The following is a 19,401-nucleotide window of genomic DNA, read 5'->3' as shown; positions in this document are numbered from 1 at the left end:
TCTGAATAAAACACACTTTGTCTTGCTGCTAAAAACGGTAATGCTCCTTTTGCGAGCTTATCTTGATCTAGCAAAACGGCCCGTCAATTTTTCCATATAGAGATAAATGACAGGGGTAATGTAAAGTGTCAGTAGCTGCGACACAAATAAACCGCCCGCCACGGCAAGACCTAAAGGCCTGCGTGTTTCGCTGCCTTCACCAAAAGCAAGAACAATAGGCATCACGCCCATCAATGCTGCCAACGTCGTCATCATGATCGGTCTGAAACGAAGTAAACAGGCTTGATAAATCGCCTCTGCAGGTAATTTGTTTTCTTTACGTTGCGCATCCAGTGCAAAATCAATCATCATAATGGCGTTTTTTTTCACAATACCCACCAGCATGATAATGCCTATAAAAGAATATAAATTTAAATCCGTGTGAAACAGCATGAGTGTTAGCAAAGCGCCAACCCCTGCTGAAGGAAGGCCGGATAAAATAGTTAAAGGATGAATAAAACTTTCATAAAGAATGCCTAATACCAGATAGACGGTAAGTATTGCGATGATGAGGAGGGCACCTAATCCTACCATGGAGGATTGAAATACTTGTGCGGTTCCCTGAAAACCTGTAATCAGTGTAGGCGGTGCCTGCAAATCCGTTTTGATCTGATTGATTTCTGTCACTGCACGACTCAGTGAGACACCCGGCTTTAGATTGAAGGAAATGGTGACAGAAGGAAATTGGCCTATGTGATTCACGGATAACAAGCCCTTGACCAGACCGATATCAGCAATGGCCTGCAACGGTACTAGCTCTCCCATATTGGAACGCACATACAGCTGCGATAAAACACTAGGATTATCTTGATATTTGGGTTCCAGCTCGATCAGCACTTCATAATCATCTTCCGGTTTATAAATCGTGGAGATCTGTTGTGCACCGCCATAAGCATAAGCCAGTGTATTTTCTACCTGCTGCGCAGTGATGCCTAATGCCGCCATCTTGTCACGCAGCAAACGTATATCAATTTGCGGGCCAGTATATTGCAAGTCATTTGTCACATCCTGAAATCCAGGTATTTTAGCAATACGTTCTGTAAATGTGGTGGCCCATTTGTAAAGCTCCTGCAAATTACCTGACTGCAGCGTGTATTGGTAAGTGCTTTTCGCCAGCGATCCAATCATGATGCTGGGAACGTTTTGTATGTAAGCTGTAATTCCGGGTACGGATGATACTTTCGCGCGCAATGCTTGGCTGATCTGATCCGCATTCAATTTGCGTTCATCACGAGGCTTTAGCCGCATAAAAAGCCGGCCTGCATTAGACGAAGAAGTTGCGCCACCTGCACCAGCAATAGAAACAACACTTTCAATATTAGGATCGGCTTCTACAATATGGCTCACTGCCTGCTGACGTTTGACCATCGTTGCAAATGATACTGAAGGATCTGCTTCAGTATAAGCAAATAGCTGTCCAGTATCTTCACTGGGCAAAAATCCTTTGGGAATCACATAAAATAAATAGCATGAAAGCACAAAGGTAATCAGAAAAATCCCCATGATCAATCGCTGATGTGCCATCGTCCATTGCAATGTGCGTTCATACAATGAAACCATTGCTCGATAAATCGATTCAATTTTGCGCTGCCATGCAAATTTTTCTTCATTGAGCTCCCCTCGTAAAAAACGGCTTGCCATCATGGGTGTCAATGTCAGTGAAATAAAACCGGACATCAAAATCGCCGTCGTAATAGTGACGCCGAATTCATGAAAAATACGCCCCAACAGACCACCCATAAAAAGAACAGGAATGAAAACGGCAACAAGAGATAATGTCATCGACAAAATGGTAAAACTGATCTGCTTTGAGCCCTTAAGCGCTGCAGCTAGCGGCGCTTCGCCTAATTCCCGGTAACGAAAAATATTTTCCAGCATCACAATCGCATCATCGACCACATAACCAACAGAGAGCGTTAGTGCGAGAAGGGAAAGATTATCCAGATTAAATCCGAACTGATACATGAACGCAAACGTACCAATTACCGAAAGCGGTAAAGCTAATGTAGGTATCAGCGTCGCGTAGACATTACGCAAGAAAAGGAAAATAATTAATACTACCAGGAGGGCAGCAATAATGAGCGTCCATTGCACATCATCAACGGATGCACGAATGGATTTTGAACGGTCATAGACCGTGGATAACTTCACACTGGCCGGCAATGTCTGTTCAAACTCAGGCAAGATTTTTTTTATCGCATCAATAACCGCAATCGTGTTGGAGCCGGGTTGCCGCTGCACGGCTAAAACGACAGCGCGCTTGTTGTTATGCCAGCTCGCGACTTTATTATTTTCAACACTGTCCAGAATAGAAGCGACTTCTTGCAACCGCAATGGCGCGCCATTGATATAAGTGATGGGCATGGATTTGTAAGCGTCCGCATTCAGGAGCTGACCATTGACATTGATAAAATAAGACTGCTTTGAACCATTCATATTGCCTGTCGGCAAATTAACATTATTTTGCTGTACTGCTGCGACTACCTGGTCTAGTCCCAGATTATGATAAAACAGTTTGTCCGGGTTGACCTGAATCCGCACTGCATATTTTTGTGAACCGTACACGCTCACTTGCGCAACGCCATTAATCATGGAAATGCGCTGCGCCAGAATTGTTTGCGCATAGCGGTTAACATCCGATAAAGGCAGTGTATCGGAGCTTAATGCAAGATATAAAATAGGTGCAGCAGAAGGATTGATTTTACGAAAGGTCGGCGGATCCGGCATATTGGATGGCAGCTGACCTGTGGCTGCGGTAATGGCTGACTGCACATCCAACGCTGCGCTATCGATGCTGCGATCCAAATTGAATTGCAAGGTAATCTGAGTCAGGCCAAGACTGCTGACTGAGCTCATGTTGTCGAGCCCTGCGATCGTTGAAAAATTCCGCTCAAGCGGTGTCGCCACAGCACTTGCCATCGTTTCAGGACTTGCACCCGGCAAGCTAGCAGACACGACAATGGTAGGGAAATCCACATCCGGAAGATCGCTGACGGGCAGAGCACGATAAGCAAAAAGCCCGAAAAAAAGCAATGCCAGCATCAATAGCGTGGTCATAACAGGCCGTTTTATAAAAATTTCGCTAATGTTCATGCAGACGCTTTCAACCTTCTTCTGTTTTGTTGCCCTTTAGGATTATTTTATGGCGTTGTAAATTTAACGGGCGTACCCTCTTTCAGTCTTAATTGTCCTGCCGTTACCACTTTTTCACCTTTTTTTAATCCGTGTTCAATGATCGTCTGATTATTAACCGTAGATCCGGGTGTCACCGCGCGAATATGCGCAATCGATGACGCGTCAATAACATACACATAAAATCCTTTTTGTCCTGTTAGCAACGCAAGAGAGGGTACCAGCAACGCGTTTTGCAAATGTTCAATGGGCAAATCAACTGTTACATATTGCCCAGGCCAAAGACGTCGGTTTTCGTTTGCGAATGTTGCTTTCAATTGAATGGTACCGGTTGTGGTATCAACCGTATTATCAACAAACGTAACCTCGCCTCTTTCGATATGTCCATCATTCAGAATGGTCTTAACCTGGAGCGGGCCGCTTTGCAATCTTTTTTGCAATGCGGGCAATTTATTTTGCGGCACAGCGAAGGAAACATAAATAGGATTGATTTGATTAATGGTAACAAGCGGCGTTGTGTCATTTGCTTTAATCACACTGCCCGGTTTAAGCAGAATATTGCCTGTTTTGCCTGGAATAGGAGCCCGAACCGTAGTGTAGTCTAACTGCAGTTGTGCATTTTCAACAGCGGCTTCGTCTGCTTTCACTGTCGCAGCCGCCGACTTCGCATTGGCAAGCAGTGTGTCATAATCCTGCCTTGCAACGAATCCCCTTTTAAGCAGCGGCGCATTACGCTTCACCTGTAACTCAGCGTTAGCAAGCGTCGCCTGATCCCGTGCCAGTGTCGCCTTCGCCTGATTTAATGACGCAGCAAATTGGCGGGGATCGATCTGGAACAATAACTGATTTTCCTCGACTACATCGCCTTCCTTAAATCCCGTCTTAAGCAGCGGCCCCGTCACCATCGATTTGATATCTACAGTGGCATAAGCCTGCACTGTACCAATCGTTTGAATATTCACTTCAACATCTTTTTGTATCACAGGACTGACAGACACATTTACCTCTGTCTGCTGTTTTTCATGTCCTGTAAAGAAAAAATAGTAAATGAGGAGTAAAAAAATCAATCCGGCAGCAATATAAATATAAGTAAGTTTCTGTTTCATAATTTTTATTTAACTGTGTCATGCCAACAGGCTGATATGACAAAATCGAACGACACAGTCATTCAAACACTCTCCCATTTTCGCGTTAGCAAATTTGCCGCTTATTTCATTCTGATATCTTAGTGCATGCGCACTGCGCTGGCTAGCAAATCGAGATTTCACCTCAACTATCTAAGATTAATTTAAGAAATGAAAATCATCGCATACCTGATGAGTTTTAAGATGTGCTATAAGGCAGAACAATGACTTTTGTTCCGCGATAGTCGTTGGATGCAACAGGTGGCTCAACAAAATCATAACGGAGCCATTCGGCATCCTGCACAAATAGACGCACGCAGCCATGACTTACGTTCCCTGGAATTACACCACCAGGTGAGCCGTGCAAAGCCTGACCACCGTTAAAAAACATACAGTAAGGCATAGGTGCGCCGCCCTCGGGGATAGGAAATTTTGACGAAACACAACTACTGCTCCCCAAGGAATAAACGCGAAAACGGCCAGATTTTGTACGACATGAATCCTGAATATCGTCGCACCAACTGGCGCCCCCCGTAGCCGGCCCCCAATGAATAAGTGTTCCATCATTGTCATAGGCACCCCAGGCAAACTTGGCAGGGTCCACCACGATCAGTTTTTCATCAGGAGGGTCAATGAATCGGGGGAAGGGGGCATAATCCAGAAGATCGGAATAAGCAAGGTCTTCGGGAACTGCAATGACCATACCAGGATAGAGCCGGACATTTGTTCTATTAATACGCATAACAATATCGCGTTCTCGCTCGTCTGGGAACAGTGTCTGCCAGGATTCGCCACGCTTTATGCGGAGGCATTCAAACCCTGTTGATTTGCACCATTGACGCGGCGATTTGCTATAAGCAGAAAAAGAAGGCAATGCTAATGCGGTGATGATCAATATGGCCAAGATCCTCTTCATTCGCATACGGCACTCCGTTGCTTTTTCTTACGCTAATTATTATTTTACCCCATCTTGGGTTTTTTTTACTGTTACCCTTTCCTTTTATTGCTAATATCGATTTAATATATTTAATAATAAGAAAAAAGGAAAAGGCATGCCTGATAGGGAGTTCATTTTTTGACGATCTTGACCTTTTCTGTTCTGTTGCTGTTTTTCTCATTTCTGGCAGGTTTGCTGGGGGCGCTAACCGGCTTGGGTGGTGGCGTAGTAGTCATTCCCGTGATGGTGTTGCTATTTCACATCAACATTCACTATGCAATGGGCGCATCGCTCATTTCCGTCATTGCGACTTCTTCTGGTGCAGCCGCGGCCTATATGCGTGAGGGATATACAAATCTGCGCGTAGGCATTTTTCTAGAATCAACCGCCGTTGTGGGTGCACTGATAGGCGCATTACTCATTGCCGTTGTATCAAAAACTTTTCTTGCCGTTTTATTCAGTTTAATCATGTTCTTCTCTGCATATCTCACCATGAAACGCAGAGAAGAACATGAGACCTATACGACTTCCCATCCGTGGGCCACCGCTTTAAAACTGGACAGCACCTATCCGTTCAAGAATCAGATGACGCCTTATCACGTACAGAATGTACCGCTCGCTTTATTTATTATGGGCATTGCTGGCATGATCTCGGGTTTGCTCGGTATTGGATCAGGTGCACTCAAAGTACTCGCCATGGATCAGTCGCTGCGATTACCTTATAAGGTGGCAACCACTACAAGTAACTTTATGATCGGCATCACTGCCGCCGTGAGCGCCGGCATTTATTTTTCACATGGTTATATTGACCCTGCCATTACTTTTCCGGTAATGATCGGCGTTATCGTGGGTTCATTTTCAGGCGCAAAAATATTACCAAAAATTCAGAATCGCATCTTACGTATTGTTTTCAGCATCGTCATCTGCCTTATTGGGCTACAGATGCTTTACAAAGCCCTGACAGGAGCTGTTTAAATGGATTCCACATCAAAAATACAAGAAATCCTGGGCATTATTCTACTATCAGGAATTTTTATTTCGGCCAGTCTCGTCATCATTGGCGGCCTTGTCTACTTGCTGCACCACGGCGGTGAAAATATGCAGATGGAATTATTGCAATCGGTGACTTATCAAACAAGTGTAAAAGAAATTCTTTTAGGTACCCTGTCCTTTACACCCCTTCGTATTATTGAACTGGGTTTATTGCTGCTCGTTGCAACCCAGGTGTTACGTGTCGCCCTCCTCACCTGGTTTTATGCCCTCATACGCGATTACTGGTTTGTTTCTTTCAGTATCTTTATTTTATTTATTCTTGTATACAGTCTATTCTGGCGCAACTGATCGCAACCACGTCTAAATTCCTTGATAATTACGAAATTGCCACTAACATATAAGCCCATACTAGCCCGGAGTAATCCATGTCACTGCTACAACGATTGACCCAGTCAAAAAATTTCAAATATACGGTGATTCTTGCCTTTTTTGGCTTAAGTCTTGCCGCCTGGTTAGGGATGCGAATTTATGGCAATTACCATATCAGTACGGATAATGCCTATGTCAATGCCAATGTCGTGCAAATTTCGCCGCGCATCGCCGGTAAAGTCATCGAGCTTTATGTCAAAGATAACCAATACGTGAAGAAAGGCGATCCCTTATTCACCATTGACCCTGAACCCTATCAGCTTGCCGTCGATGCAGCCAATGCAGAACTCGCTCTTGCCACGGCAGAGTTGGATAAAGCAACTATGACAGAAAAGCGGGTATCAGATCTGGTTAATCGGAAATTTTTGTCGCCGCAAGAGGGTGACAATGCCACCGCCAATTACAAAGCCGCCATTGCAAAGGTTGAACAAGCAAAAACACGTCTCGCACAGGCCAATCTGAATTTGCAATATACCCGCGTCACCGCGGCTACCAACGGATGGGTCACCAACCTTAGCCTGCGCATTGGCGACATCATCTCTGCCTATCAACCCTTGTTTGCTCTGGTAAGTAATGAAGAATTCTGGGTAGATGCGAATTTTAAAGAAACAGAAATGGAGGCGATTAAGCCCGGTCAAACTGCTTTTATAATCACCGACATGTACCCTCATCATCGTTTTGAAGGTGTCGTTGAAAGCATAAGCAATGGCGCAGGCTCTGCTTTTTCTTTATTACCGCCGCAAAATGCGACGGGTAACTGGGTGAAAGTGACGCAACGCATTCCTGTGCGTGTGCGCGTATTAAATCCTGATGCTCACTTTCCGCTGCGCATCGGCGCTTCTTCTACCGTGACAATTAATTTACAGCGCTACTGGCAGGATAAAACAAAATCCACATGACACTGCCCCTGTATAAATCTATTACCGCGCTTGATCGCTGGCTCATCACAATCGTAGTTATGATGGCTACACTGATGGAAGTGATCGATAGCACCATTGTGAATGTGGCCTTGCCGCACATGCAAGGTTCGCTCGGCGCTTCATCGGATGAAATTGCCTGGACCCTCACCAGTTACATTGTGGCAACAGCTATTTGCATGCCGCTGACAGGTTATTTGTCCGATCGAATGGGAAGAAAAAAATATCTTATCTGCTGCATTGCGGCCTTTACCATCGCCTCCGCCTTATGCGGCGCCTCCGTAACGCTCAGTGAAATTGTTACTTTTCGCTTGTTGCAAGGTCTCTTTGGCGCAGGCTTGATTCCTTTATCTCAGGCCATTCTCGCAGATATTTTTCCGCCAGAAGAACGAGGCAAGGCCATGGCTATCTGGGGAATAGGCGTCATGGTGGGACCCATTTTAGGACCTACGCTGGGCGGTTACCTGATTGATATCTCCAGTTGGCGCTGGACGTTCTATGTCAATATTCCAGTCGGTATCTTCACACTGCTATTGTCCAATGTCCTCCCTGACACACCCAAACAGCAGCGCCGCATGGATTGGACCGGCCTTGCGCTTATTTCGATTGCCATTGGCGGCCTGCAATATGTACTTGATCGTGGTAACCAGGATGACTGGTTTGGATCCACCAGCATTTGTGCGGTGACCTATATTATGATTACCGCTTTTCTGGGCTTTTTGCTCCATAACTTAAAATCGGATAAACCCCCTGTTTTTGACGTGCGTATTTTTAAAGACCGAAACTTTACCTTGTCGAGCATCCTGTTAGCCATCTTTAGTCTTGGGCTTTACGGTATGATTGTGATACAGCCTCTCATGATGGAAGGCTTACTCAATTATCCGGCTTTAACAGCCGGCCTGATGTTGGCACCGCGTGGTATTAGCGGCATGATTAGCATGATGATAGTAGGCAAACTGATTACCAAAGTCGATTCACGCTTACTCATTACGGCAGGCATTCTGGTCAGTATTGCTGGCATGTGGTTATCAACTCACTATTCTTTGTATATCAATACCGCCTGGATCATGTGGCCCATGTTCTTACAAGGATTTGGACTAGGGATGGTTTTTGTGCCCCTTTCAACTATCGCCTACTCGACCCTCTCACCACATTTACGAACCGAGGCAGCGGGACTCTACAATTTATTACGCACTATTGGCGGATCGATTGGAATTTCCATCGCCATTACTCTATTTACTCGCCGTACCCAGCTTTTTTGGAACCAATTAGGTGGCGCTCTTCATCCCTATAATTCCGCTCTGCAGAGTTATCTGAATCCCCTGCACCTCACCTCAGCCCAAGCAAAAAGTGCCGCTCTGTTGAGTCAGGAATTATACCGGCAAGCGGCCATGGTTTCGTTTGTAAATGTATTTGCGTTCATTATGTGGTGTTTTATATTGATGATTCCACTGGTCATGCTGTTTAAAAAAGGCAGGAAACCAACAAATTTGGCAGAGATGATGCACTAATAACCTTTTGCGTGCTCTTCAAACACACCCACATATTCCGCTGTACGTTTCACGCCTGTTTCCAGATGGCCGTCCTCAAATAATTTTATCCATCGATAGCCTGGCGGCAACCTTTCAAGCCCGAAATCATCTTTATTTCGCTTGAATTGAATACAGGTAGAGGGAGCAGCATAGCAATGAACTTTATTGACCACTTGTTCAAATTCCTGATGCACATGGCCAAAAAACACGGTGTTCACATTGGGATAGGATGAAATAATCCGCCAGAACGCATCTGCATTTGTAAGCCCCAAGTTATCCAGCCATCTGCTCCCCACTGGCACAGGCTGATGGTGAAATACAATAAGAGCTTGATGTTCCGGATAGGTTTGCAGGCAATGTTGTAAGTAATTTAATTGCGATGGATCAAGATAACCTTCCACGGCACCGGGCTTTTGTGAATTGAGTAAAATAATATGCCAGTTTTTTAGTATGATGTGACGATGGTTAGAAATGGTCTCATAAGGATAAACATGGGCCATTACTTTGACATTATCATGATTTCCCGGTACGCAATAAATAGGTACATTAACCGATTTGAGAAAATTCGCCAGACGAATGTAAGCCTCTTTAGAACCATCCTGCGATAAATCGCCCGAAAGAAGAATCAGATCTATTTTGCCGGCTTCGCGCTGCACAAGATCCACGACTGCTTTAAAGCTGGCTTGTGTTTTAACACCCAGAAGTATTCCTTCACTATCAGCAAATAAGTGTGTGTCGCTGATCTGAATAATATTAAACGCAGCCTGGGCCATATAATATCCCTTCTCTTAATATTAATAATAGCTTTTAGCAGTATAAAAACAAATCAGATATCGCTCTTTGTAAAGATTAGCATTATTTTTGAATACGTTGGGAATTTCTGTGCTTAGGAGAGGAAATTTAAACTATAATAGCTATAAAGACCTGAGGAGTGGAAAATGCAAAAGAAAAGAATGGCGCCCGACGATCAAATAGAAATTCTTATTGCAGAAGATAATTTAATTAACCAGAAGCTTGCTCGGGCTGTGATTGAAAAACTGTTTGCTGGAACCGGCGCAAAGATCACTGTGGTGGATAATGGGTTTAAAGCTTTCGAACAAGTCATACCAGATGGAAAAGAAGGTAATAAATATAAAAAATTTCATTTTATTTTAATGTGTAAAAGTTCCGACTTGATCTGACAGTTACCCGTTTTTCAGTTACGGTTTTACTGTCAGTTCAAGTTGAGATTATCAACTTTTTCCTTCCAGATTCTTTTACCATCAATCAATGTCGCCATCGGAGTTCGGCCACAACACATTTTACCCTGATGTGTGCGTTCATTGTTGTAATAACCGAGCCAATCATCCAGATCTTTTTGCAACTCGTCAATAGTTGTGTAAACTTTCTTTCGGAAAGCAACCTGATAAAACTCATTCAGAATCGTCCTATGAAAGCGTTCACAGATGCCATTGGTCTGGGGTGATTGAGCTTTCGTTTTGGTGTGCTCAATATCATTGAGCGCCAAATACAACTCGTAATCGTGTTGCTCTACCTTGCCGCAAAACTCAGTGCCACGATCCGTTAATACGCGCAGCAAGCCCAAGCCTTGTTCTTCAAAGAATGGCAACACACGATCATTTAACAGGTCAGCAGATGTAATCGGTGTTTTTGTGGTATATAGCTTGCAATGAGCCACTTTGGAGTAGGTATCAACAAATGTTTGCTGATAAATGCGCCCAACACCCTTGAGATTGCCAACATAAAAGGTATCTTGTGAACCAAGATAGCCAGGATGTGCTGTTTCAATTTCACCGCAGGCCATATCATCGTCTTTTTTGCGTTCTAGCGCGGCCAGTTGTGCTTCAGTTAGAATTAAGTTCTCCTCGGCAGATTTCTTTTCCAGTGCGGTTAGACGCTGTTTAAATGATGCCAAATCATGCCTTAGCCAGATGCAACGAACACCGCTAGGAGAAACAAAAACACCTCTTTTCCTAAGCTCATTACTGACTCTTAATTGACCATGCGCGGGGTACTCAATGGCATAGTCCAATACAGCATTCTCTGTAGCTTCATCGGTGCGGTTCTTGATGTTTGGCTGCCGTCTGCTCTTGTCGAACAAGGTCTCAATGCCTCCTTGCTCAACTGCTGATTTATAACGATAAAACGTATCTCTGGAGAAGCCCATTACCTTGCAGGCTCTTGATACATTCCCTAGCTCTTCTGCCAAATTTAACAGACCGACCTTGTTTTTAATGATTTTTTGCGTACACTCGTACATAAGGTTACCTCTTTAATGTTTTGATTTTTACTCGACATAACTATCAAAACGGGTAACCTTACTTTTTTCAAGTAGCAAGTGTCAGATTAGATCGGAACTAATGCATTTAATGGATGACATCATGCCTGAACGGCGCGGATCAGAAGCAACCGCATCCATCCGCGAGTTCGAAAAGGAACATGCTATCCACGATAAAAATTTTATCATTACCTGGTCTGATACTTTTAAAGACGAAGCCGGTCGCACCATACCCTTTCCTGGTGCCAACGCAGTTGTAGAGAAACCCCTAAAGCCTGATGAGTTAAAAAATCTGCTCATTCAGCATTCATTACTAAAAATGGCACCACAGGAAACACACAGCGAAGTAGAAACTGAAACCAGGAAAAGAACCAAGCAACCGCTGGCTCAATCAGGGTCAACCTTATTTTCAAATTCTAATACACAAGAAAGCCCTGATCAGAAGCCAAGTCATCAGGAAGAAATCGATGCAGAAAAAAAATTAAAATAGAAACCCCTCTTGGAACAACCTATCCGCTATGTCATTGACATCGCTGTTTTGCTTCTCGTCAACCAGCGAAAAAAACCTGCCAGCACGATCACTGTACTAATCAGCAAGGCCAATGATAAAAGCGAACCGTCAAAAAATAGGCTGGCCATGCCACTGCCCAAAGCTGCGAAACTCGTCAACATTACGGTAAAAAATGAAACGCGCACACCCATGGTCACCTCGCTTGCTTCGATGACCAGCCGATTAAGCGGCGCAAAACAAAGCCCGGAGCCAAATGAATAGATCATCATGCTCATGATAAATGCATATAGTGAGAATGGAAAAATCAACGCGAACAGAAGCATGAATACGCCACCGCTTAGGGTAACAAACAATCCTGCCAAAATAAGCGAACCCATACCTATTTTTTCGAGTAAGTGTTTTACCCAACGATTAGCAAAGATGTAAACAGCAAACACACCTGCCTGGATCAGACCAAATGTCACGGCACTATAATGAAAACTGTCAATTATCAGCAAGGGTCCTGCTGTAATCCAGGCAATAAATCCGGCGAATATAAAACCCAATACGCACATCAGCAACATGAATCGTTTATTCGTGCATAATTGCCCATATTTCTTAAACAGCAAACTCAAATGGATCGGTTCACGTTTTTCAGCAGGCAGTGTTTCAGGCATCCATTTGCTGAGAAGCAAAATAGCTACTAATGCCCAAAGCGCAATCAGCCAAAAGATCCATTCCCAATTCAGAAAATAAAGGACAATGCTGCCCAAAAGTGGTCCTAATGCAGGCGCCAGTACAGAAATACTGCCCATGAGGGCGAGCAGACGTACCGCATCCTTTTGTTCGTAGGACTCGTGAATGACGGCGTAGCCTGGCACCATCATAAAAGGAACCATCCCGCCCTGAATGAATCGTGCAAACAGCAACACGGAAACACTGGTTGTCATGGCGCAAATGACCGTGGAAAGAATGTAAATCACTCCACCCGCAAGGAGTATCGGTTTTCGTCCCCAGCGGTCAGCCAGTGCGCCCACCAGCATTGGCATACTTGCTGATCCTATAAACCAGGTAGTGAGAGTAAATTGGGCATGCTGGGCAGTTAAACCCAAATCCTTCATCATGGCAGGCAAAGCAGGCAAATACATATCGTTCGAGAGATAGGTCGCTATCTCATAAAAAACAAGCAACAAAGGGAAAATAAGTGTCACAGGGCGCTGATGCATGATTTTTCCATAAAGATCAAAATTTGATCAATATCATTGCGTTTTATTTTTATTTTGTCATAATTGCATTTCTTAATTTTTAGGTAAATCATCATGAAACGTCTACTCTTGATTCCGATTATCGCAGCATTGTCAGGCTGTGCAACACATTTATCGCAAGAACAGTGTTTAACCATCAATTGGCAAAATGAAGGATTTAATGATGGTATAGCAGGAAAACCACCACGGGATTTATCCCGAGCAGCACAAGACTGCTCACAATACGGTATTCCGGTCAAAAATGACCGTTATCTCACTGGATGGCGTCAAGGCGCAAAACGATATTGCACGCCGGATTACAATTTGGGCTATACCGATGGTTTGGCGGGAAAACCGGAAAATGATATTTTTAGCCGTATGCCTATTTGTGCCCAGGCAGGGGTAAAGTTAAATCTGGGCGCTTACAATTCAGGCCGGCAAAAAGGCTTGCAATCATTTTGCACCTATGAAAACGGCATGCTTTTTGCGCGCCAGGGCAAGATGCTTCCAGACGTTTGCCCGCCAACCTTGCGTGCCAAGTTCAATGCGGGCTGGTCTACAGGCAAAGAACAATTCTGCAATCAACCTGAAAATGCATTTGCCCTAGGTAAATCCAATCAACCCTATCCCGAAATGTGTGTTCCTGCTCTCTATGTCGCTTTTAAATCGGAATACGACCGTGGACAAGCCATTGGCCAGCGCCAGGGCAGCGTGCAAAGCAGGATCAATGAACTCAACGATCGTATTTCTTCCAAAGTGTTTCGTTATTCGTTGGAAAGCACGCACGCGGGCTATTATAAACTGGGGCGCAATAAATCACCGGAAGCAGCTCAAGCACTTGACCATGTCAACGCCATGGTCAGGGAAAAACAGCATTTGGAATCTGAATTATTCAAGCTCCAGGTCATGAGATAAACGTTTGGATAAACACGCCGCATCCGCTATCATGCGGGTGCGGCCAACAAGGATTGTCATGCAAAAAATACTTATTCTTATTGGGATTATTTTCATTCTGGTCGGTATTTTTTTACCGTGGATACAACGCCTGGGCTTAGGCCATTTACCAGGCGACATCGTCATAAAACGGGAAAACATGACCTTTTATTTCCCGATCATCACCTGCCTCCTCCTAAGTATCCTCTTGTCGATATTACTTTGGTTCCTTCGTAAATAAATTCGTATTGTTCTCGCTCATTATCATCAGTTATAGTTTTTGCGGTTTTACCACTCTAACTTAAAAAGGAATTTCAAGATGCCCATCAATGCAAAAAAGGTCATTCCAAACGCCCTGCTGGCTGCCGCATGTTTATCCTCCAGCTTGGATGTGTTTGCTGCCAATAACGGCACTGCACCCGTTTCGGGCTTTGCAAGGTCGTTTATATTAGGCACACCGCTTTCCGATGCCACTATCACCATTCTGGAAACAGGTGAGAAAATTAAAACCGACAAACAGGGTCATTTTGGCCCTATCCAATATCCTGTAGGTAAATCTATTACGCTTGTTTTCGAAAAATTCGGCTATAAAACCACACAATCAGGAACTGTGATTGTACCCCCTGCAGGACTGACCGGGCCTTATGATAATATTACTTTTCAGATACCCTCCATTGAAACTTATTATCTTCTCGCTGGCATTGTCGGTGCTAAAATTGACGAAAACAGTTGCCATGTCACCTCTACGATCATTGCCTATCACAAGACCTTAGATGACATTCCGCAGGGCGAAGCGGGCGCAAAAGTAACACTGACACCCTACGTAAATGAAACGCCATTTTATTTCGATATTTTTAAGAACGTTCCTGGTCCATTAAAGGATAAAACCAATCCGTTCACAAAAGGGCTCACTGAAACATCCGAAGACGGCGGTGTCGCCTTTTTCAACCTGCCGCCACGTGATGAACCTTATACCATTTCAGCGGTTAAATCAGGCGTGGTATTTACTGAAGCGCAGTTCCTCTGCCGCAAAGGCGCCTTTATCAATATCAGCCCGCCACGGGGCCCCATGGCATTGAAGTAATTGTATGGGCATGCAGCATCACTTTTCTTTAAGCGATGCTGCATGGGATTTTTTCGACTTCGCTATATCCTTCATTCTATCGCCTGCCTTAGCGACCATCACCAGAGTGGTCGAGTAGACCGCGGGAATTGCACCCGCAGTCCCTCACAGAACCGTACGTGAACCTCTCGATTCATACGGCTCTTGTTATTCAAACCAAAGGTGATCCCCAACCATAGCGCCAATGCTCGAATAAGTGTGGTTTATATTTCCTTACCTGTCCGAGATATTTGAGCGCTTGATCCATTGAGGCTTTGTGACACTTGCCTCTAAACTTGTTTTTACACCAGCGCTTTAAATAGTGCTCTACCTGCAAAAGGGGCGATTGCATCTCTGATCGATAGAATTTTCCATAATAATTGACCCATCCACGAAGGTAGGGATTGATCCATTTTGCAAGACTCTCTATCGTTTCATAGGTGCGTCGATGTATTCGCCAGCGTTTTATCACTTGACGAAGGCTCTTCTTAGCACTATTGCTAATTGCTGGAACAAAGCCTACAAATTGCTTGCCAATTTTTGACCGTGTTAACCTATGTCGAAAGGTGTACCCCAAGAAATCAAATTTTCTATGAGGATAATCGTCATAAGCCTCTGACAAGCCACAGTAAACAATCTTTGTTTTCTCACGATTAGTTGATAATTTACATTCAGCTAATCGTTCTGAAATGGCCTTGAGTATTGTTTCCGCTTCTGCTTTTGTTCGGCAATGCACAAGAATGTCATCCGCATACCGCTCAAAGCATATATTTGGATAAGCTTTTCTCATCCATTTATCGAATGCATAATGTAGAAACAAATTTGCCAGCAACGGGCTAATTACTCCCCCTTGAGGCGTACCTTGTATTCGCATAACCCGCGTACCATCTGGCTGCTGACTATCTGCGGTTAGCCACCGCTTAATGTACAGCAATGCCCATCGGCACGACGTGTGTTTCTCAACGGCGCGCATCAAAAGCCCATGGTCAATACTGTCAAAGAACCCTTTTATATCAAGGTCAATGACCCACTGATACTTCCAGCATCGCTGCCTTGCTGTAGCAACCGCATCCAGTGCTGATTTCTTGGGACGGTACCCGTAAGAATCTTCATCGAAATGCGGTTCTAACTGGGGTTCAAGTATTCTTTTTACCACAGTTTGTGCAATACGGTCAGCAACAGTCGGAATACCAAGTGGCCGTTCTCCTCCTGATTTCTTAGGAATTAGAACGGTTTTAACTGGCGGTGGAAAGTAACTTCCTGATGACATCCGATTCCACAGTTTGTATAAATGCTGCTTATGTTCCTCATGGAACATTTTGATCGAAATTTCATCTACCCCAGCTGACCCAGCATTTTTAGCCACCTGTTGATAGGCACCAAAAACAAGTTGTTTAGGAATATCAAATGATTTTGCTTTATCCAAAAGCTCCTCCCATTTCTGGTTGACTGATCAATAAAGCGGAATAACTTAGTCTCTTCGTTCCACAACCATTACAGTTGTATCTGCACTACTACAGACTAATCCGCCCCTGTGATTTGCATTGGTACTCTCATCCTAGGGTTTTATTCCTTGGACTTCTCCCTTATCATCAAACCGCAGGTTCCCGCAGTTCCGCATTTAAGCCTGAAACAGCCTCGCGCCACCTCCATACCGGACACCGTTCACCCAGTAGACAGGTTTCCGATGAACTTATCCTAAGGTTGTGAAAACACCTTAGTTTTGATGCCATCCGAGTTCTATTTCGATACGTCAGCAGTGGTTCACTTCCGTTCGCCTTGCTGTTTCGCACATGACTGCTAAATGCAGCCTTTTCCCTAACGCTCACGACAAGGACTTTTGATCCATGCCGCTTAGGGTTGTTTAAAGCCTACTCCTGCAAGTCGGCTTCGGAGGGCCTTCCTCCATCTCAAATGCAGCTTTTAAGTTCGAAGTTATTCACTCCTATGCAGCTGCGGCGCACTTTCACATAGAACATTTTTTTATTATACAAATCAATTAATTAATATGGATCTTCTTGAAAAAGCCTGTTTTTGTGATATGACTTACTTCAGTTTCTGATTAATCAGTTTGGCAACGTATTCAGAAGAGGGATTCTATCCCACAAGCGTCACCTATGTGTGACGCTTGTGGGAGTCCCTTAAAGGCAGATTTAATTTTAAATTAAATTACTATTATTCAATAAGATAGGTTAAACTTCGGTGACCGAAGTGGATTCCCGCAACAGTCGCTGGATAATGCTGGCCCGGATCAAATTGCTTTTTACACCCTCAATAGTAGGATACTGTTTGCGTACCCGAATCACAGCTTGATCAATACGCCGCATGAGATGATCAGGAATGCGTATGCTCACAATATCACTTAATTGATCCATGTCATCTGCAATATCCACCAGCGTAGGATAATCTGCGAGCGTTAAAAGTGATTCAATGGACTCAATAATCCATTTGCTTTTACCACGCATCCCATAGCCGTCCTCAATAATACGCTGCTGTAAGCGACGATGAAGGTTCTTTTGTAATTTGATTGATGTCATAACTTTGTTTTGCGTTATCATAGCGCCGTCTCAACTTCCAATATTTCAATTAACTGACGAAAAGCTTTAGTGACTTGCCGTAAATCCATCCAGTCAATCTCAGAAAATCGTGTTGCATAGATATCCATTTTTTTATGATGGATAACACTATCCACAATTGTTTTAATCACATCCGTGCTTAAAGTCGAACCCATATTGATTTTACGGGTTGATCGCCCACGCTTGGATGCCTGAGAAACTTTAGGATGTTTGTTAAACCCTTTTTGCTGGTTAATCATACTACGAAGCGCTTTCAAACTTGAACCATTTACACATGCCTCGATAGCAGCCTTACGCACATCCGGAGATGCAACACTAGCGATGAGCGCCGCTTTATCCAGGTTGCGAATATTACCGTTCTGAATATGTGCTTGCACATCGGCGGGAGCATTTAAAGCGCTCAGATAGTAAGTCGTCTGAGAAAGGGAGAGCCCTGTGATATTCTTTAATAAACTTGCATTCACCTCGGTCTGACCATATTGATTTTGGTACTCTCGAATAATCTCCCTCACATTCCCCAAACGTTCATCAAGTGTTAAATCTTCGCGAGCTGTGTTTTCTACCCATTGCAGTAATTTGAGTTCAAAACCACGAGGCTTTTCATTAAAAACGCGGGCTTCAATTTCCTGCTTACTAGCCAGGAGAGAAGCCAAGCAGCGTCGCTCACCTGCAACAATGCGATAATATTCACCTCGCTTGTAAACAACTACAGGATTAATAACACCGCTTGCTTTAATGGTATGAGCAAGTTCCTTTAATTTTTCCAATTCTTCCTGCTTGCGCTGATAAAGTGGGTCGTCCGGACGTATTCCTTGCCGTACATCCGATATATCAATGGCAAGCTTGCGGGGGTTATCTGGGTCGAGCTCAATACGGGAAAGGGGTAAAACAACATTACGGAAAATCCCGGAGTTATTTTCTACAACGTGAATGGTTTCGCTCAAACCCCGTGTCAGTGCTTCTGAAATACCAAATCGTTTTTTTTTGCTCATGCGAATATCCTCTCAGCAATATGACTACATACTTCCATGGCTTCTGCTTTTGCGACGTGCTGCTCTTGAAAATCAAAAATCGAACGGGGATTAGAATCCGCTGCATCTACTTCAGCAAAAACAATGCGCTGGGAAAATTTGACAGGCAATACATATTTTCCAATCGCCGGGTTGTCTTGCAGGCTCTTTAAAATATCCTTATGCAAGCGCGTTTGCTTGAACATGTTGGGTAAAATCCCGATTAATTGTAATGGACGACTTTTTTCACGCGTCAGCGATTCCTGCATCCAAAGCTGCAGCATGCCATAAATTCCCTGCACAGGCTGCTCTTCCATAACAGAAGGAATAACGATGTGCGTAGCTGCTTTGATAACGCTGATCGTGAGCGGCCCTTTGGAAGGCGCAGTGTCAATAACTACAACATCGTAGGCAGCTTGCACATCCGGCGAATTGAGAAAGCTTGCAAGCTGCTTATGCACTTTATCCACCACTTCGGAACGTCGCACAGATTCAGCGGCGAGCAATTTTTCAGCATGACCTGGAGCTATGTCTAATTTTTCAACATACGTTGGGTAAGGAACAACACCTTGGCCATAAAAAATTTCAGCAATACTGCTTCTACCATCCCATTCATGATCATCAGGATCACCGGGATCATAATCAGGATGGATAGGCGGCATCAG

The 19,401-nt window shown here is 44.1% G+C and carries 19 protein-coding genes; 9 read left to right on the top strand and 10 right to left on the bottom strand.

The window, feature by feature from the left end:
• Window positions 1-57 precede the first annotated feature (57 nt).
• The 3 genes from AQUSIP_RS10120 to AQUSIP_RS10110 form a co-directional block, all read right to left on the bottom strand.
• Entirely contained in the window at window positions 58-3,132 is a 3,075-nt protein-coding gene (locus AQUSIP_RS10120; RefSeq protein ID WP_114835471.1) for an efflux RND transporter permease subunit, read from the bottom strand.
• Between the two features lie 47 nt (window positions 3,133-3,179).
• On the bottom strand, window positions 3,180-4,277 hold the full coding sequence (locus tag AQUSIP_RS10115; RefSeq protein WP_114835470.1) for an efflux RND transporter periplasmic adaptor subunit: 1,098 nt from the start codon (window positions 4,275-4,277) through the stop codon (window positions 3,180-3,182).
• Between the two features lie 217 nt (window positions 4,278-4,494).
• Window positions 4,495-5,217 carry a L,D-transpeptidase gene (locus tag AQUSIP_RS10110; RefSeq protein WP_114835469.1) on the bottom strand — a complete coding sequence of 241 codons (723 nt, stop codon included), beginning with the start codon at window positions 5,215-5,217 and terminating at the stop codon, window positions 4,495-4,497.
• A 153-nt stretch (window positions 5,218-5,370) separates the two neighbouring features.
• Between AQUSIP_RS10110 and AQUSIP_RS10105 the strand changes: the two genes are divergently transcribed.
• The 4 genes from AQUSIP_RS10105 (at window position 5,371) to AQUSIP_RS10090 (ending at window position 9,082) form a co-directional block, all read left to right on the top strand.
• Complete coding sequence (locus tag AQUSIP_RS10105; protein WP_114835468.1) at window positions 5,371-6,207, top strand: sulfite exporter TauE/SafE family protein; 837 nt, start codon at window positions 5,371-5,373, stop codon at window positions 6,205-6,207.
• Complete coding sequence (locus AQUSIP_RS10100) at window positions 6,208-6,573, top strand: DUF1634 domain-containing protein (protein WP_114835467.1); 366 nt, start codon at window positions 6,208-6,210, stop codon at window positions 6,571-6,573.
• A 77-nt stretch (window positions 6,574-6,650) separates the two neighbouring features.
• Entirely contained in the window at window positions 6,651-7,553 is a 903-nt protein-coding gene (locus tag AQUSIP_RS10095; RefSeq protein WP_114835466.1) for an HlyD family secretion protein, read from the top strand.
• A complete protein-coding gene (locus AQUSIP_RS10090; protein WP_114835465.1) occupies window positions 7,550-9,082 on the top strand; it encodes a DHA2 family efflux MFS transporter permease subunit in 1,533 nt (510 codons plus the stop codon). Before AQUSIP_RS10095 ends, AQUSIP_RS10090 begins: the two co-directional genes overlap by 4 nt.
• On the opposite strand, the gene cpdA is transcribed toward AQUSIP_RS10090, so the two are convergent.
• Window positions 9,079-9,876 carry a 3',5'-cyclic-AMP phosphodiesterase gene (cpdA, locus tag AQUSIP_RS10085; RefSeq protein WP_114835464.1) on the bottom strand — a complete coding sequence of 266 codons (798 nt, stop codon included), beginning with the start codon at window positions 9,874-9,876 and terminating at the stop codon, window positions 9,079-9,081. The genes AQUSIP_RS10090 and cpdA overlap by 4 nt on opposite strands.
• Before the next feature lie 165 nt (window positions 9,877-10,041).
• On the opposite strand from cpdA, the gene AQUSIP_RS10080 reads away from it, so the two are divergent.
• Window positions 10,042-10,284: a response regulator gene (locus AQUSIP_RS10080; protein ID WP_114835463.1), complete on the top strand. Its 243-nt coding sequence runs from the start codon at window positions 10,042-10,044 to the stop codon at window positions 10,282-10,284.
• A gap of 32 nt (window positions 10,285-10,316) precedes the next feature.
• Here the strand turns inward: AQUSIP_RS10080 and AQUSIP_RS10075 are convergent, their stop codons facing one another.
• Window positions 10,317-11,363 carry an IS481 family transposase gene (locus AQUSIP_RS10075; protein ID WP_114835537.1) on the bottom strand — a complete coding sequence of 349 codons (1,047 nt, stop codon included), beginning with the start codon at window positions 11,361-11,363 and terminating at the stop codon, window positions 10,317-10,319.
• A gap of 121 nt (window positions 11,364-11,484) precedes the next feature.
• Between AQUSIP_RS10075 and AQUSIP_RS10070 the strand changes: the two genes are divergently transcribed.
• Window positions 11,485-11,871 (top strand): response regulator, encoded by a 387-nt coding sequence (locus AQUSIP_RS10070; protein ID WP_114835526.1) that lies wholly within the window; start codon window positions 11,485-11,487, stop codon window positions 11,869-11,871.
• 26 nt (window positions 11,872-11,897) lie between these two features.
• Here AQUSIP_RS10070 and AQUSIP_RS10065 read toward each other — a convergent pair whose 3' ends face one another.
• The gene (locus AQUSIP_RS10065; protein ID WP_114835525.1) at window positions 11,898-13,097 is read right to left on the bottom strand and encodes a Bcr/CflA family efflux MFS transporter; all 1,200 of its coding nucleotides are present in this window, start codon (window positions 13,095-13,097) and stop codon (window positions 11,898-11,900) included.
• A 93-nt stretch (window positions 13,098-13,190) separates the two neighbouring features.
• On the opposite strand from AQUSIP_RS10065, the gene AQUSIP_RS10060 reads away from it, so the two are divergent.
• From AQUSIP_RS10060 to AQUSIP_RS10050, 3 genes are all read left to right on the top strand, one after another.
• Window positions 13,191-14,030 (top strand): DUF2799 domain-containing protein, encoded by an 840-nt coding sequence (locus tag AQUSIP_RS10060; protein WP_114835524.1) that lies wholly within the window; start codon window positions 13,191-13,193, stop codon window positions 14,028-14,030.
• Window positions 14,031-14,088: 58 nt separating this feature from the next.
• A complete protein-coding gene (locus tag AQUSIP_RS10055) occupies window positions 14,089-14,289 on the top strand; it encodes a DUF2905 domain-containing protein (protein ID WP_114835523.1) in 201 nt (66 codons plus the stop codon).
• Window positions 14,290-14,367: 78 nt separating this feature from the next.
• Window positions 14,368-15,132 (top strand): carboxypeptidase regulatory-like domain-containing protein, encoded by a 765-nt coding sequence (locus AQUSIP_RS10050; RefSeq protein ID WP_114835522.1) that lies wholly within the window; start codon window positions 14,368-14,370, stop codon window positions 15,130-15,132.
• Between the two features lie 190 nt (window positions 15,133-15,322).
• Here AQUSIP_RS10050 and ltrA read toward each other — a convergent pair whose 3' ends face one another.
• The 4 genes from ltrA to AQUSIP_RS10030 form a co-directional block, all read right to left on the bottom strand.
• Entirely contained in the window at window positions 15,323-16,576 is a 1,254-nt protein-coding gene (gene ltrA / locus AQUSIP_RS10045) for a group II intron reverse transcriptase/maturase (RefSeq protein ID WP_114835532.1), read from the bottom strand.
• Window positions 16,577-17,342: 766 nt separating this feature from the next.
• Complete coding sequence (locus tag AQUSIP_RS10040; RefSeq protein ID WP_147277484.1) at window positions 17,343-17,687, bottom strand: hypothetical protein; 345 nt, start codon at window positions 17,685-17,687, stop codon at window positions 17,343-17,345.
• A 17-nt stretch (window positions 17,688-17,704) separates the two neighbouring features.
• On the bottom strand, window positions 17,705-18,718 hold the full coding sequence (locus AQUSIP_RS10035) for a ParB/RepB/Spo0J family partition protein (RefSeq protein WP_114834291.1): 1,014 nt from the start codon (window positions 18,716-18,718) through the stop codon (window positions 17,705-17,707).
• The coding region (locus AQUSIP_RS10030) for a ParA family protein (RefSeq protein ID WP_148326095.1) at window positions 18,715-19,401 on the bottom strand (687 nt) is incomplete at its 5' end. The genes AQUSIP_RS10030 and AQUSIP_RS10035, both read right to left, overlap by 4 nt.

The sequence above is a fragment of the Aquicella lusitana genome (assembly GCF_902459475.1).
Lineage (GTDB): Bacteria > Pseudomonadota > Gammaproteobacteria > DSM-16500 > DSM-16500 > Aquicella > Aquicella lusitana.
This window is presented reverse-complemented; position numbering and strand designations above follow the sequence as displayed.